This window comes from Pelomonas sp. KK5, assembly GCF_001984095.1.
Classification (GTDB): Bacteria; Pseudomonadota; Gammaproteobacteria; order Burkholderiales; family Burkholderiaceae_C; genus KK5.
In genome coordinates, this window is the sequence record NZ_LYVQ01000177.1 from 1 (window position 1) to 13,761 (window position 13,761).

A 13,761-nucleotide genomic window follows, 5' to 3' on the forward strand; every position below is an offset into this window, starting at 1 on the left:
TCAGCGGCGGCGCGGCAGTTGCTCGATGCAGCCGAGGCCCTGACGCAGGCGCTGGTCGATGCCGGCGCCCGTCCGCCGCTGCGGGTGCTGAACCTCTGCGGCCGCCAGCGCCTGCTGAGCCAGCGGCTGGCGATGGGCGCGCTGCTGCCCGGCGCAATGCCCGCCGCAAGCCTGGCTCGCGACGAGGCCGACTTCAGCGCCGCTCTCGACGAACTGGACGCCGCGCCGCTGTCCGACAGCCCGACGCGAGTGCTGCTCGGGGAGGTCCGCGCCGAGTGGCTGCGCCTGCTCCATGCGTTGAGGCACGGCGGCAACGCATCGGCCGCACGATCATTGGCCCGGGCCAGCGAGCAGTTGCTGGTGCAACTGGATGCGCTGACGCTCAGGTATCAGCAGAGCCTTCAGACCTTGCTGGGCTGAGCCGAACGCCAGGCCTCCACCTCGGCCGCATGCCCGGCCAGGAAGTCCCGCAGGTGGGCGAAGCGCCGACGGGTCTGCCGGTCGAACACCTGCTGGACGATCGGTTGCAGGAGCGGCGCAAGCATGCGCGGGAAGACCTCGAAGCTGTAGGTGTAGAGCAGCATCGAATGCCCATGGCCTTCGGGGCGGTGCCGCATGGAGGCCGCCCAGGAGGCGAAAGGAAACGACCGCCCCACCATCCGCGCGGCAGCTACTCGGGGCCGCTCGTAGGAAATGAAGACCGTGCTCATCGACAGTGCCGCCAGAAAGCCAGCGCCACGGTTGCTTGTCTCCCGGCCGACCTCGGGATGCTCACCCCCACCCCGAAGCTGAGGATGCGGTGCCAGCGTGTCCCAGCGATGCCGCCAGCAATGCTGATGAAAGGCGTCGAACACGGTTTCGCATGACGCAGGCATCGGGAACTCGAAACGGCCGTGCACTCGGGTCATGGCTCGCCGTCGGTCCGGCCGAGCCTTACTCTGGTCTCCAATGCGCTCCCCCTCGCTTTCATCCCGGTCCATTATGTTCGGCAGCCAAGCTGGGCATCAGGTTGAATTGACGTTTACGTAAACGTCAACCGCCGTTTAGAATTCCAGCTCCCACAAGGAGACATGCCGCCATGACCGATCTGTCCGCCGAGCACAAGGCGCTCGCCGAGTACCGCCCGACCCACAAGGTCCGCTTCGTCACTGCCGCTTCCCTGTTCGACGGCCACGATGCCGCGATCAACATCATGCGGCGCATCCTGCAGAGCATGGGCGCCGAGGTGATCCACCTGGGCCACAACCGCTCGGTCGACGAGGTCGTCATCGCGGCGCTGCAGGAAGACGCGCAGGGCATCGCGATCTCGTCCTACCAGGGCGGCCACGTCGAATACTTCAAGTACATGGTCGAGCTGCTGAAGGCGCGCGGCGGCGAGCGCATCCAGGTCTTCGGCGGCGGCGGCGGCGTGATCGTGCCGGCGGAGATCCGCGATCTGGCCGAGCACGGCGTGCGCATCTTCAGCCCCGAGGACGGTCAGCGCATGGGCCTGCAAGGCATGATCGGCGAGATGGTGATGAAGGCGGACCAGGACTTCTCGGTCCACGCGCCCTCCTCGCTCGCCGCCATCCAGGGCCACGACGAAGCCGCCTGGCGCGCGCTGGCCCAATTGATCACCGCGCTGGAAGCCGGCAAGGCCGATGCGGCCCTCGTCGCCTCGCTGCACGAGCAGGCCCAGGCCGTGAAGACCCCCGTCGTCGGCATCACCGGCACCGGCGGCGCCGGCAAGTCCAGCCTCACCGACGAGCTGATCCGCCGCATCCGGCTGGACCAGGGCGATGCGCTGAGGGTGGCCGTTATCTCGATCGACCCGTCGCGCCGCAAGAGCGGCGGCGCCCTGCTGGGCGACCGCATCCGCATGAACGCGATCAGCCCGTGGCAGAACGGCTCGCGCGTCTTCATGCGCTCGCTCGCCACCCGCGACTTCGGTTCGGAAATCTCCAAGGCCCTGCCCGACGTGATCGCCGCCGCCAAGGTGGCCGGCTTCGACCTCGTCATCGTCGAGACCTCCGGCATCGGCCAGGGCGACGCGGCGATCGTGCCGCTGGTGGACGTGCCGATGTACGTGATGACGCCCGAGTTCGGCGCCGCCAGCCAGCTCGAGAAGATCGACATGCTGGACTTCGCCGAGTTCGTCGCGATCAACAAGTTCGACCGCAAGGGCTCGCTGGACGCGCTGCGCGACGTCGCCAAGCAGGTGCAGCGCAACAAGGAAGCCTTCACGCAGCGGCCCGAGGCGATGCCGGTGTTCGGCACGATGGCCAGCCGCTTCAACGACGACGGCGTCACCGCGCTCTATCAAGCCCTGAAGCCGCGCCTGGAGCAGCTGGGCCTGACGTTCGCCGAGGGCAAGCTGCCCCTCGTGAACACCCGCCACAGCACCCACCAGACCCCGATCGTCCCGGCCGCCCGCGTGCGCTACCTGGCCGAGATCTCCGACAGCGTGCGCGGCTACAAGCAGCGCGCCCGCCAGCAGGCCACGCTGGCCCGCGAGATCCAGCAGCTGCGTGCAAGCGCCCGCATGCTGGAAGCCGATAACCCCGGCAAGAACGGCGCGCTGACGGCGCTCGGCGAACTGGCCTCCATCCGCGAAGCGAAGCAGGACCGGGACGCCGCTCATCTGCTCGCGCAGTGGCCCGCGATGCAGCAGGCCTACGCCGGCGACGAGTACGTGGTGAAGATCCGTGACAAGGAGATCCGCACCTCGCTGGTTTCCACCAGCCTCTCGGGCTCCAAGATCCGCAAGGTCGTGCTGCCGGGCTACGAGTGCCATGGCGAGCTGCTGAAGTGGCTGATGCTGGACAACGTGCCGGGCTCCTTCCCCTACACGGCCGGCGTGTTCGCCTTCAAGCGCGAGGGCGAGGACCCGACGCGGATGTTCGCCGGCGAGGGCGACGCCTTCCGCACCAACCGCCGCTTCAAGCTGGTCAGCGAAGGCATGCCGGCCAAGCGCCTGTCCACCGCCTTCGACTCGGTCACGCTCTACGGCAACGACCCGGACCTGCGGCCGGACATCTACGGCAAGGTCGGCAACTCGGGCGTCAGCATCGCCACGCTGGACGACATGAAGGTGCTGTACGACGGCTTCGACCTGTGCAACCCGAGCACCTCGGTGTCGATGACGATCAACGGCCCGGCCCCCTCGATCCTGGCGATGTTCATGAACACCGCCATCGACCAGAACCTGGCCAAGTTCGAGACCGACAACGGCCGCAAGCCCACCGCCACCGAGGCCGCCAAGATCCGCGAATGGGTGCTGGCCAATGTGCGCGGCACGGTGCAGGCCGACATCCTGAAGGAAGACCAGGGCCAGAACACCTGCATCTTCTCCACCGAGTTCTCGCTGAAGGTGATGGGCGACGTGGCCGAGTTCTTCGTCCACAACAACGTCCGCAATTTCTACTCCGTCTCGATCAGCGGCTACCACATCGCCGAGGCGGGCGCGAACCCGATCTCGCAGCTCGCGCTGACGCTGTCCAACGGCTTCACCTTCGTGGAGGCGTATCTCGCGCGCGGCATGCACATCGACGACTTCGCGCCCAACCTGTCGTTCTTCTTCTCGAACGGCATGGACCCGGAGTACACGGTGATGGGCCGCGTGGCGCGCCGCATCTGGGCGGTGGCGATGCGCGACAAGTACGGCGCCAACGAGCGCTCGCAGAAGCTCAAGTACCACATCCAGACCTCGGGCCGCTCGCTGCACGCCCAGGAGATCGCCTTCAACGACATCCGCACCACGCTGCAGGCGCTGATCGCGATCTACGACAACTGCAACTCGCTGCACACCAACGCCTACGACGAGGCGATCACGACGCCCACCGAGGAATCGGTGCGCCGCGCGATGGCGATCCAGCTGATCATCAACCGCGAGTGGGGCCTGGCGAAGAACGAGAACCCGAACCAGGGCGCCTTCGTGATCGAGGAGCTGACGGAACTGGTCGAGGAAGCGGTGCTGGCCGAGTTCGAGAAGATCGCCGAACGCGGCGGCGTGCTCGGCGCCATGGAGACCGGCTACCAGCGCAGCAAGATCCAGGAAGAGAGCATGCACTACGAGATGCTCAAGCACACCGGCGAGTACCCGATCATCGGCGTCAACACCTTCCGCAACCCGCATGGCGAGACGGTGCCGGAGCACATCGAGCTGGCCCGTTCGACCGACGAGGAGAAGCAGTCGCAGCTCACCCGCCTGGCCGATTTCCATGCCCGTAATTCAGGCGTCAGCGGCGCCATGCTGGAGCGGCTGCAGCAGGCCGTCATCGACAACAAGAACGTGTTCGAGGTGCTGATGGACGCGGTGCGCGTCTGCTCGCTGGGGCAGATCACCAGCGCGCTGTTCGCGGTGGGCGGGCAGTACCGCAGGAGCATGTAGGAATAACATTGCAAATTGAGCGTGTGACGCTCAAAATGCAATGATGATTGAACGACTGGCCCGGCGCGAACTGCGCCGCCGGATGGGCTACTTCCCCGGCGTCGTCCTGCTTGGCCCGCGCCAGGTGGGCAAAAGCACGCTGGCACGGGCGTTCGCGGCCGAACAGCCCGGTGCCATCGTGCTGGACCTGGAGCGGCAGGCCGACCGGGTGCAGCTGAGCGAGCCCGAGTTGTTCCTCTCGCGCCATCGCGACAGGCTCGTCGTGCTGGACGAGGTGCAGCTGATGCCCGAGCTGTTCAGCCACCTGCGGCCCGAGATCGACGCGGAGCGCCGCCCCGGTCGCTTCCTGCTGCTGGGCTCCGCCAGCGGCACGCTGCTGCGGCAAGGCAGCGAATCGCTGGCCGGCCGCGTGAGCTACCTGGAACTGTCGCCGCTGCTGGCCGCCGAGGCCGCCCCGGACCTGCTGGCGCTGCAGTCGCTATGGCTGCGCGGCGGCTTTCCGCTGAGCCATCTGGCGCCGGACGAGGCGCTGTCCTACCAGTGGCGGCAGGACTTCATCGACAGCTTCCTGTATCGCGATCTGCCGCAGATGGGTGTCGGCGTGCCCGCCGCCACGCTACATCGCTTCTGGCGCATGCAGGCCCACCTGCAGGGCCAGCTGTTCAATGCCTCGCAACTGGCCGTTTCACTCGGCGGCATGGCCCACACGACGGTCGCCCGCTATCTGGACACGCTCGTCGATGCGATGGTCCTGCGCCGGCTGGAGCCCGTGCTGCCAAACCTCGGCAAGCGGCTCGTCAAGTCGCCCAAGGTCTATGTGCGCGACAGCGGCCTCCTGCACGCGCTGCTGGGCATCGCCGACCTCGACGCGCTGCAGGGCCATCCGATCGCCGGCAACTCCTGGGAGGGCTTCGTCATCGAGCAGCTTGCCGCCGCGCTCCCTGCCGGCGCGGAACTTGGCTTCTACCGCACCGCAGCGGGCGCAGAACTGGACGCGGTCGTGACCCTCGGTCAGCGGCGCCTGGGCTTCGAGATCAAGTTCTCGACCGCACCGAAGGTCAGCCGCGGCTTCTGGTCCGCAGCCGAGGATTTGCAGCTGGACCGGGCCTACGTGCTGGCGCCGGTGGAGCGGGCCTACCCCTTGTCAGCCGCGGCGGAGGTGCAGCCGATCTCGGCGATCCCGGCGCTGCTAGCCTGACGACACCGTCGCCTGCGACAGCGTCGTCGGCCAGCTCAGCTCCACCCGGTTGCGCCCCCGCTGCTTGGCGCCGTAGAGCGCCTCGTCGGCGCGGGCGTACAGCGCGTCGGCCGTGCCGCTTTCGCGCAGCTGCGCGGCGCCGATGGTCACCGTCAGCGACTGGCCCAGCGCCACCGCCGCGCGCACCTGCTCCAGCAGCAGCAGCGCGCCGCGCTCGTCGGTGTGCGGCAGGATCAGCGCGAACTCGTCGCCGCCGACGCGGCCGAACACGTCGGACGAACGCAGCCGCTCGCGCACCGTCTTCGCGAAGCTGCGCAGCGCGGCATCGCCGGCCTGGTGGCCGCGGCTGTCGTTGAGCGCCTTGAAGTGGTCCAGGTCCATCAGCGCGAAGACCAGCGCCGTGTCCTCGCGCTTGGCGCGCTCGATGTTGTGGGCCAGCAGGCTGTCGATGGCGTTGCGGTTCAGGCAGCCGGTCAGGCCGTCGGTCAGCGCCAGCTCCTCCAGCCGCACAGCCACCCGCTCGAAGCAGGCCAGCACGAAGCAGAAACCCGCCGCCAGCAGGCTCGCGAAGGACAGGCCGAAGGTCAGCGCCTGGCCCAGCCCGGGGTGCACGTCCAGCAGTTCGCTGAAGCCGGCCGGGTCAAGCACCGACCAGATCGAGCGCGCCGCCATCGAGACGAAGGCCACCGTCAGCATCAGCGCCACCGGCAGCAGCGTGCCGCGCAGGCGCCGCCCCATCGCATAGAGCGGCCACAGCCCGGGCAGCAGCAACAGGGCCAGCAGGCCGCAGAACAGCGTCGTCCGCTGCGCCGTGCTCAGGTCCAGCCCCAGCGCGAACACCGCCATCACGGCGCCGCCGAAAGCCCATTCGATGCGGCTCAGCCCGCGCCCGCGCAGATGCCGCCGCAAGCCCTCCGCATAGAGCAGCTCACCGAGCGCGACCAGGCCGTTGCCCAGCAGCACTGAGACCCACAGCGGCCCCCAGGCCCGCGAGGCCAGCGCCACCAGCCCCGCCAGCAGCGCCCAGCAGCCATAGGACCACACCCTGAGCCCCGACTGGCGCAGCATCACATGCCGGGCGACAAGCAGCTGCAGCCACAGCAGGCTGAAGCCCATCACCAGGGACAGCACCAGGGTCTGGATGTCGATCTTCAAGAGAACCGCTCCCCCGGAACCCAGTGTAGGGCCCGGGCTGCTTCACGGCTTCCACACGGCGAGGAAGACTTTCAGCTTGGTCCAGGCGCCGAGGCGCTCGTCCGACACCGCGTCGAGGAAGTCCGACAGGCGCTTGGACTTGGCAATCGTGTACACGGTCAGCAGGGCCGTCAGCACCAGGGTCAGCATGAAGATCCAGACGCGCCGTTCCATCGGCGCATCGGCCTCGGCCAGCAGGTTCATGCCCAGGAAGCCGGTGGTGATCGTGCCGATCATGCTGAAGATGGTCACCACCGTCAGGCGCACCACCGTGTTGGCCTGGCGGCGCAGGCTGTCGGCCTCCAGGTAGTTGGCCAGGTCGCCGATGCGCTGCTTGACCTCGGCATACAGCGGGTCGAGGTCCAGGTGCTGGGTGCATAACGCGTAAAGCGAGCGGGCCTGCGCCTGCTCGGAAATCGTGTGGAACCAGTAGCGGTGGGTGAAGCGCAGGAAGCCCTCGAAGCCGGCGCGGATCGCCCGCTTGAAGCGCTTGACGCTCTCCGGGTCGCCGATGTCCAGCCGGCGCAGCGCCTCCACCAGCCGGTCCGAGCAGGCCAGCAGCGCGGCGCGCTGGAAATGCGCGATCAGGAAGATCAGGAAATGCTGGTGGCGGAACTGCGCCAGCACGCCGCGGTCGCGGCAGCGGAAGAACTCGGCATCGGCCCGGCCGATCACCGCCAGCACCTTGCCGGAGACCAGGTAGCGGGTCTGCGGGGCGCGGCCGGCGTCGTGCCAGAAGAGATCCCAGCAGTGCTTCTGTTCGAAGCCGGCGAAGCTGTCCTCGGCCAGGGGCAGCCCCTGCTCGCCTGGCGCCGCGGCCAGGCCCAGGCGGATGAAGTCGGCGCGGTTCAATGCGCGCGGCTCGTCGACGGCCACATAGGCCATCAGCGGCATGCGGTAGGACTCGATCTGGCGGTAGCGCATCGCCTTCGGGTCGCCCTCGGCATGCTCGTCCAGCAGCGGCTCCAGCATGAAGGCCCAGTGCGCCGCCACCCGCGGCGCGCGATGGCGGTGCACGTGCTGGATGAAGACCTCGCGGTCGGCGCCGTCGGAGGCCACCAGCACGCGGCCCTCGGCATCCAGCCACTCGGCATGGCGCAGCACATGCAGCGGGTTGCCCTCGGCGTCCCAGCCGCCCGGGTAGGCGCGGCCGAAGCGGTAGAGCAGCTGCAGCGCCTCGTCGAAGGGCAGTTCGTCGGCGGCCAGCTCGATGTTGAGGATCGCCAGGTCCACGTCGTCGAAGAAGTACAGGTCCACATGGATGACCTCGAGCTCGCGCGGCGCCGCGTTCTCGTGGGTCTGCACACGCAGGCGCTTCACGTCCGAGCGGCGCAGCACCTTCATGCAGGAGTCGTAGCCCCCGGCGCTGCGCCCCTCGCCGTAGAGGAAGCGCTGCACATAGGGCTTGAAGGTGACGAACTCCTGGTAGTGCCGCTCGTGGAACTGGTCGGAGGCGCCGGTGTATTCGTCCTCCTGCATGCGCCAGGGCGGGCCGAGGCGTTCCCAGGGGCGGCGCGGCGCCAGCTCGGCGCCGGCCGCCGGCAGCAGCCGCAGGGGCCACAGCAAGACCTGGTGCATGCGGCGCACGACCGGCGCGGTGGAGAGCGCGGCCGCAGCGGCGACGGCAGGATCTGCAGCATTCATCGAGGACGCTCCATCGATCGAAGGGCGCCGCCAGTGTACGCAGCCGCCGCGGCGGCCGTCACGGCGGGCCCGTCTGAGGCGGGGCTGAAGCCATGTTGCGCTGCAGTAAATCCGATGTCCACACCCTTCCCGCGCCTGCCTGCGTTGATGTAAAACCAAGCCATCACAGCCCAGTGCGGATCGGAGTCCACCATGTCCAGCCTTGCGCCCAGCCATCAGGAAGACCTCACCCGGCTCCCGCCGGATGCCATGCTGCTCGACGTGCGTTCCTACGCCGAATACATGAGCGGCCACATCACCGATGCGCACAGCCTGCCGCTGTCGCAGCTCGAGAAGGATGTCGTGCACAAGGTGCCCGACCGCGGCTCGGCGGTGATCCTCTACTGTTCCTCCGGCGCGCGTTCCGAGCAGGCGCTGGGCGTGATGCTGCACATGGGCTACAGCAATGTGCACAACGGCGGCCCGGCCGCGCCGCTGGCCCAGCACCTCGGCCGGCCGATCCGCAAGGGGCTGTAGCCTAGGCGACTGCGGCGGCTGCGCCGCGGACTTAGCCTGTGGCCATCACAACGCCACAGGAGACAGGCCCGATGAGCAGCAGCCCGACCTACGACCTCTTTTCGCTGGAGGGCCGCGTGGCCCTGGTCACCGGCGGTTCGCGCGGCATCGGCCGCATGATCGCCACCGGCCTGCTGAAGGCCGGCTGCCAGCGCGTCTACATCTCGGCCCGCAAGGCCGAGGCCTGCGACGCCACCGCCGCGGCGCTGCGCGAACAGGGCTTCGACTGCGTCTCGCTGCCGGCCGACGTCTCGACCGTTGAAGGCGCGCAACACCTGGCCCGCGCGATCGCCGAGCGCGAGGGCCGGCTGGACATCCTCGTCAACAACGCCGGCGCCGCCTGGGGTGCGCCCTTCGACGAGTTCCCCGAGAGCGGCTGGGACAAGGTGGTCGACCTGAACCTGAAGGCGCCCTTCTTCCTCACCCAGGCGCTGCACGGCCCGCTGATGCGCGCCGCCGAACTGCGCCCGGCCAAGGTGATCAACATCGCGTCCATCGACGGCATCTCGGTCAACCCGCTGGAGACCTACTCCTACGCCGCCAGCAAGGCCGGGCTGATCCACATGACGAAGCGCATGGCGCTGCGGCTGATCGAGAACAACATCGTGGTCAACGCGATCGCGCCGGGGGCCTTCGCCTCGGAGATGAACCGCGTGGCGCGGGACCATGCGGACGAGGTCGCGGCCCGCGTGCCGGCGGGCCGTGTGGGTGTCGACGAGGACATGGCCGGCGCGGCGATCTACCTGGCCTCGCGGGCCGGCGACTACGTGGTGGGCACGACGCTCGTCGTCGACGGCGGCGTCACCCACTCGCGCGGCTGATCGCGGTCAGTTCCAGCGGCCGAGGGCGCCGCCGGCGCTGAAGCGCCCGGCGCCGAGCAGCATCACGGCGAGCGCACTGCCCAGGTACATCGCCTGCAGCTCGATCGCCCAGCCGCCCTGCTCGTTGAGCTGGGCGAGCTGCGGCACATGGGCCAGCGAGATCGCGACGATCATGTTCACGGCGACGACCAGGCCGGCCAGCCGGGTCCACACGCCCGCGATCATCATCAACGGCGCCGCCACCTCGCCCACGTAGACGAGGTAGGCCATCTCGCCCGGCACGCCGTGCTCGGTCAGCATGCCGGCCACCGGGCCAACGCCGGTCTTCAGCTTGGCGATGCCGTGCAGCAGGATCAGCGCGCCCAGCAGCACGCGCAGCAGCAGCTTGCCGCCGCTGGCCATATGGGCGAGCGCCTCGAATTCGCGCGGGTGGACCGTGGCGGCGCGCCGGTGCAGATGTCGCTCATGTGCCTCCTCGGCACGCAGGGTTCGGCTGTTCATGATGGGGCTCACTCCTTTGGCCCGATCTTGAAACGGCGCCAGCGCCCCCCGCGTAGGACGTCGCCGCGCGCCGGTGTCGGGCGCTACTTGCCCGCATCACTTCGCCGCCACAGCCTCCACCTGGATGCGCAGCCCGACGTCCATCCGGAAGCCGTAGTCCTTGCCCACGTCCAGGCCGAACTCGTCGCGCCGGAAGCTGCCGCTGGCATCCGCGCCGCAGAGTTCGCGCTTGAGCATCGGGTGCGGAATGCACTTGAGCGAATGGATCGCCAGCGTCAGCGGGCGCGTGACGCCGTGCAGGTTCAGCTCGCCGACCAGGCGGGTCGGCACGCCGCCGCTGCCCAGGCCCTCGAAGCGACCGGTATAGCGCGCCCTGGGGAACTTGCCCGTGTCGAAGAAGTGCTCGCCGCGGCCCCAGTCGTTGAGCGCGTCCTGGCCGAAGTCGATGCTGTCGAGATCGATGGCGATGTCCACCGAGCCGGCGCCGGTGGCCTTGTCGTAGACCACGCTGCCGCTGCTGCGGTTCATCTTGCCGCGCCAGACCGAGATGCCCATGTGGTCGGCCTCGAAGCTCGGGAAGGTGTGGGACGGGTCGATCTCGTAGCTTGTCGGTGCGGCGAAGCCCGACGCCGCGGTGAACAGGGCGAGGCAGCACATCATCGTCTTCTTCATGTTGGGACTCCTTGGCTTCGGAACGGGTTTGCACGATCATCCATGCCCCGACGACGAACCAGCCCGCCAGGTTTCGACATGCCCACCACCGACCCGCGCATCGACGCCTACATCGCCAAGGCCGCGCCCTTCGCCCAGCCCATCCTCGAGAAGCTGCGCGAGCAGGTCCACAAGGCCTGCCCCGAGGTGGTCGAGACGATCAAGTGGAGCATGCCCAGCTTCACGCTGGACGGGAAGATCCTGGCCCATATGGCCGCCTTCAAGGCCCACTGCGCCTTCGGCTTCTGGCAGCGCGAGGCGGCCGGCGAGGCGGGCGAGGACAAGCGCAGCGAGGCGATGGGCCAGTTCGGCCGCATCGAGGCCATGGCCGACCTGCCCGGCGCCCGCGAGCTGCAAGCCATGATCAAGCACGCCGCCGAGCTGATCCGCAGCGGTGCCCCGGCGGCCCGCGAGAAGAAGCCGCCCAAGCCGCCCGCGGTGGCGCCGGCGGACCTGCTGGCCGCCCTGTCGGCCCACCCCGCCGCGCAGAAGACCTTCGACGCCTTCCCGCCCAGCAAGCAGCGCGACTACATCGAATGGATCACCGAGGCCAAGCAGGCCGCCACGCGCGAGAAGCGCCTGGCCCAGGCCGTCGAATGGATGGCCGAGGGCAAGTCGCGCAACTGGAAGTACGAGAACTGCTGAGCGGATTCACGCCCCCGACTCGCGGGGGGCGGGCCCCGTTTGCGCATCCATTCCTGCGCAGGGCCATCCGGTTCTGCGCGACTTCGCTGGCACTAGGGGTCGACCCACGGCGTCCGAACCCGCGTTCTTCCTAGACTTTTTTCACGACGGTGAAGAAGTGTGATCCACGCACTGCAGGAACCGGTCGTGCACCTCGTCTACAAGAAGGAAGACCATGACCCGACTCTCCCGCATCGCACTGCTGGTGGCCCTGGCCGTGCCGGCCCTGGCCGGCGCCGTGACTGCCCCGCAATACACGATCACCGACCTCGGCGTGGTGAACGCCGGCCAGACCTACAGCCAGACCTTCGGCGTCTCGTCCAACGGCGCCTACGTCGTCGGCCGCAACCTGACCGCCGACGGCGTCTTCGGCGCCTGGCCCACCTTCATCTACAACGCCTCCACCGGCATGCAGGGCCAGGCCGGGCTGGCCGGCCACGACTACGGCTGGGGCTACGGCGTCAACAACAGCGGCGTCGCGGTGGGCGTGCAGGCCACCAGCACCAGCGGCGCCGGCGCGCTGCCGACGATGTGGGTCAACGGCAGCGCCACGCAGCTGAAGCTGCCCACCGGCCAGACCGTGGGCCGCGCCTATGACATCAACAACAACGGCATCGCCGTCGGCTCGGTCGGCTCGGACGTCAACGAGGTCGGCGTCATCTACAACACGGTGAGCGGCAAGACCACCCAGATCAGCGCCCTTACCGCCGAGGGCTCGTACATGCAGACGGCCTACGGCATCAGCGACAACGGGCTCGTCGTCGGTGTGGGAGTGGACGGCGGCAACCACAACGTCGCGCTGCTCTACAACATGAACAACGGCGCGATGACCCAGCTGGCCATGCCGGCCTACGGCGGCGCGGCCAACAGCACGCTGGCCTTCAACATCAGCCCGGACGGCAAGTACGTCGTCGGCAGCAGCGGCTGGGGCACGCAGCCCTACGTCTGGTCCGCCGACACCGGCGCCGTCGTCGCCTCGCTGCCCGCCATCAGCAGCACCGGGAGCCTCTACGGCGTCAACACTTCGGGCTGGGCGGTGGGCAATTCCGGCGGGGTCTACTCGAATCCCTTCCTGGTCGCCAACGGCAGCACCTACCTGATCAGCGACCTGATCAGCAACGAGGACGGCTGGAACTTCATGACGACGACCAGCGCCTCCGCGCGCGGCATCGCGGACAACGGCACCATCGTCGGCACCGCCAAGTACAACGGCATCGAGCACGCCTACATGCTGACCCTCACCGCCGCCGTGCCGGAGCCGAGCAGCTATGCGCTGATGCTGGCGGGCATCGGGGCGGTGGGAATGGTGGCGCGCCGGCGCCGCGTGCGGGACTGACGAGGCCGACGCGCGGGCTCAGCGGCGCGCCAGTTCCGCGTCCGGGAGGGCGCGGAACTTCTTGCGCAGCGGCCTGAACTGCGCCACCAGCGGCGCCAGCATCACCGGCACCGGCCACTCCATCGCCGCCAGCTCGCGGGTGGCCTTGCCGCCCTTGCCGCGCCACCGGCCCCACCAGCTCAGCTCGACGCCAACCAGCCAGGCGCGCGCCTCGGAATCGGCCCGGACGATGCGGCGGGCCAGGTAGACGCGCTTGACGGGGGCCGGCATGCCGGCCCGCATGCGCCGGCCCAGCGCGGCGATCACCTCGGCATCGAGTCCGTGGGCCACCAGCTGCTCCTGGCCGGTGATCCGATCCATCTCCGCCGTGCGGGCGGCTTCCAGCTCGGCGCGCTGCTGCCAGCGCCGCGCCCAGGCCTCGGCGGCGGCGTCGTTGCGCCGGGCCAGGAAGGGATGGGCGTGGGAGCAGGCGGGCACGGTCAGCTCGACATCGAGGGCGATGGCCCGTTCGAGCAGGGGCAGGCCCGTGGCGTCGTCGGCGGCCAGCCGCGCGGCGCCCTCGAAGAACAGCGGCGCCGCGTCGTCCGGATGGTCAGCCCTGAAGGCAGCGATGTCCTCGACCAGCGCCGCGTCCGGCGCCAGCTGCAGCCACAGGCGCCAGCGCTCGTAGCGTTCCGCCTCGCTGCGTTCCGGCTGGGCGTGCAGCGCGTCGAGGCGCTCGCGCTGCCGCTTCAGCTCGAGGCTGCGC

The 13,761-nt window shown here is 69.1% G+C and carries 12 protein-coding genes and 1 pseudogene; 7 read left to right on the plus strand and 6 right to left on the minus strand.

Annotation, left to right across the window (positions count from 1 at the left end):
* Nucleotides 1-420: pseudogene (locus tag B0W88_RS22980) on the plus strand (antitermination regulator); the annotation flags it as partial.
* On the opposite strand, the gene B0W88_RS22985 reads toward B0W88_RS22980, so the two are convergent.
* Nucleotides 402-908, minus strand: a complete 507-nt coding sequence (locus B0W88_RS22985) for an SRPBCC family protein (protein ID WP_083749000.1) — start codon at nucleotides 906-908, stop codon at nucleotides 402-404. The pseudogene B0W88_RS22980 and the gene B0W88_RS22985 sit on opposite strands and share 19 nt — an antisense overlap.
* Before the next feature lie 170 nt (nucleotides 909-1,078).
* Here B0W88_RS22985 and icmF point away from each other — a divergent pair, with 170 nt between their 5' ends.
* The gene (gene icmF, locus B0W88_RS22990; RefSeq protein WP_077036956.1) at nucleotides 1,079-4,369 is read left to right on the plus strand and encodes a fused isobutyryl-CoA mutase/GTPase IcmF; all 3,291 of its coding nucleotides are present in this window, start codon (nucleotides 1,079-1,081) and stop codon (nucleotides 4,367-4,369) included.
* Nucleotides 4,370-4,409: 40 nt separating this feature from the next.
* The gene (locus B0W88_RS22995; protein ID WP_233151818.1) at nucleotides 4,410-5,567 is read left to right on the plus strand and encodes an ATP-binding protein; all 1,158 of its coding nucleotides are present in this window, start codon (nucleotides 4,410-4,412) and stop codon (nucleotides 5,565-5,567) included.
* On the opposite strand, the gene B0W88_RS23000 is transcribed toward B0W88_RS22995, so the two are convergent.
* Nucleotides 5,559-6,722: a diguanylate cyclase gene (locus B0W88_RS23000; protein WP_077036957.1), complete on the minus strand. Its 1,164-nt coding sequence runs from the start codon at nucleotides 6,720-6,722 to the stop codon at nucleotides 5,559-5,561. The genes B0W88_RS22995 and B0W88_RS23000 overlap by 9 nt on opposite strands.
* A 42-nt stretch (nucleotides 6,723-6,764) precedes the next feature.
* Nucleotides 6,765-8,405, minus strand: a complete 1,641-nt coding sequence (locus B0W88_RS23005; RefSeq protein WP_077036958.1) for a CorA family divalent cation transporter — start codon at nucleotides 8,403-8,405, stop codon at nucleotides 6,765-6,767.
* 192 nt (nucleotides 8,406-8,597) lie between these two features.
* Here B0W88_RS23005 and B0W88_RS23010 point away from each other — a divergent pair, with 192 nt between their 5' ends.
* Both B0W88_RS23010 and B0W88_RS23015 read left to right on the plus strand, forming a co-directional pair.
* The gene (locus B0W88_RS23010; protein ID WP_077036959.1) at nucleotides 8,598-8,921 is read left to right on the plus strand and encodes a rhodanese-like domain-containing protein; all 324 of its coding nucleotides are present in this window, start codon (nucleotides 8,598-8,600) and stop codon (nucleotides 8,919-8,921) included.
* Between the two features lie 71 nt (nucleotides 8,922-8,992).
* Nucleotides 8,993-9,781 carry an SDR family oxidoreductase gene (locus B0W88_RS23015; protein WP_077036960.1) on the plus strand — a complete coding sequence of 263 codons (789 nt, stop codon included), beginning with the start codon at nucleotides 8,993-8,995 and terminating at the stop codon, nucleotides 9,779-9,781.
* A gap of 6 nt (nucleotides 9,782-9,787) precedes the next feature.
* On the opposite strand, the gene B0W88_RS23020 is transcribed toward B0W88_RS23015, so the two are convergent.
* Entirely contained in the window at nucleotides 9,788-10,183 is a 396-nt protein-coding gene (locus B0W88_RS23020; protein WP_077036966.1) for a DoxX family protein, read from the minus strand.
* A gap of 195 nt (nucleotides 10,184-10,378) precedes the next feature.
* Nucleotides 10,379-10,954, minus strand: coding sequence for a YceI family protein (locus B0W88_RS23025; protein ID WP_077036961.1), 576 nt, complete (start codon nucleotides 10,952-10,954; stop codon nucleotides 10,379-10,381).
* Between the two features lie 42 nt (nucleotides 10,955-10,996).
* Here B0W88_RS23025 and B0W88_RS23030 point away from each other — a divergent pair, with 42 nt between their 5' ends.
* Together B0W88_RS23030 and B0W88_RS34890 are read left to right on the plus strand one after the other, a co-directional pair.
* Nucleotides 10,997-11,638, plus strand: a complete 642-nt coding sequence (locus B0W88_RS23030; RefSeq protein WP_233151819.1) for a YdeI family protein — start codon at nucleotides 10,997-10,999, stop codon at nucleotides 11,636-11,638.
* A gap of 214 nt (nucleotides 11,639-11,852) precedes the next feature.
* Nucleotides 11,853-13,013 (plus strand): PEP-CTERM sorting domain-containing protein, encoded by a 1,161-nt coding sequence (locus tag B0W88_RS34890; protein ID WP_077036963.1) that lies wholly within the window; start codon nucleotides 11,853-11,855, stop codon nucleotides 13,011-13,013.
* A gap of 18 nt (nucleotides 13,014-13,031) precedes the next feature.
* Here the strand turns inward: B0W88_RS34890 and B0W88_RS33785 are convergent.
* Nucleotides 13,032-13,761 (minus strand): hypothetical protein (locus B0W88_RS33785; RefSeq protein WP_158080923.1); only part of this gene is annotated, 730 nt, incomplete at its 5' end.

What these genes read in the sequence shown, in the direction of transcription:
- B0W88_RS22995 (WP_233151818.1), top strand. Translation starts at nt 4,410, where the DNA reads ATGATGATTGAACGACTGGCCCGGCGCGAACTGCGCCGCCGGATGGGC.
- B0W88_RS23010 (WP_077036959.1), top strand. Translation starts at nt 8,598, where the DNA reads ATGTCCAGCCTTGCGCCCAGCCATCAGGAAGACCTCACCCGGCTCCCG.
- B0W88_RS22985 (WP_083749000.1), bottom strand. Translation starts at nt 908, where the DNA reads ATGACCCGAGTGCACGGCCGTTTCGAGTTCCCGATGCCTGCGTCATGC.
- B0W88_RS23030 (WP_233151819.1), top strand. Translation starts at nt 10,997, where the DNA reads ATGCCCCGACGACGAACCAGCCCGCCAGGTTTCGACATGCCCACCACC.
- B0W88_RS34890 (WP_077036963.1), top strand. Translation starts at nt 11,853, where the DNA reads ATGACCCGACTCTCCCGCATCGCACTGCTGGTGGCCCTGGCCGTGCCG.
- B0W88_RS23025 (WP_077036961.1), bottom strand. Translation starts at nt 10,954, where the DNA reads ATGAAGAAGACGATGATGTGCTGCCTCGCCCTGTTCACCGCGGCGTCG.
- B0W88_RS23020 (WP_077036966.1), bottom strand. Translation starts at nt 10,183, where the DNA reads ATGGCCAGCGGCGGCAAGCTGCTGCTGCGCGTGCTGCTGGGCGCGCTG.
- B0W88_RS23005 (WP_077036958.1), bottom strand. Translation starts at nt 8,405, where the DNA reads ATGAATGCTGCAGATCCTGCCGTCGCCGCTGCGGCCGCGCTCTCCACC.
- icmF (WP_077036956.1), top strand. Translation starts at nt 1,079, where the DNA reads ATGACCGATCTGTCCGCCGAGCACAAGGCGCTCGCCGAGTACCGCCCG.
- B0W88_RS23015 (WP_077036960.1), top strand. Translation starts at nt 8,993, where the DNA reads ATGAGCAGCAGCCCGACCTACGACCTCTTTTCGCTGGAGGGCCGCGTG.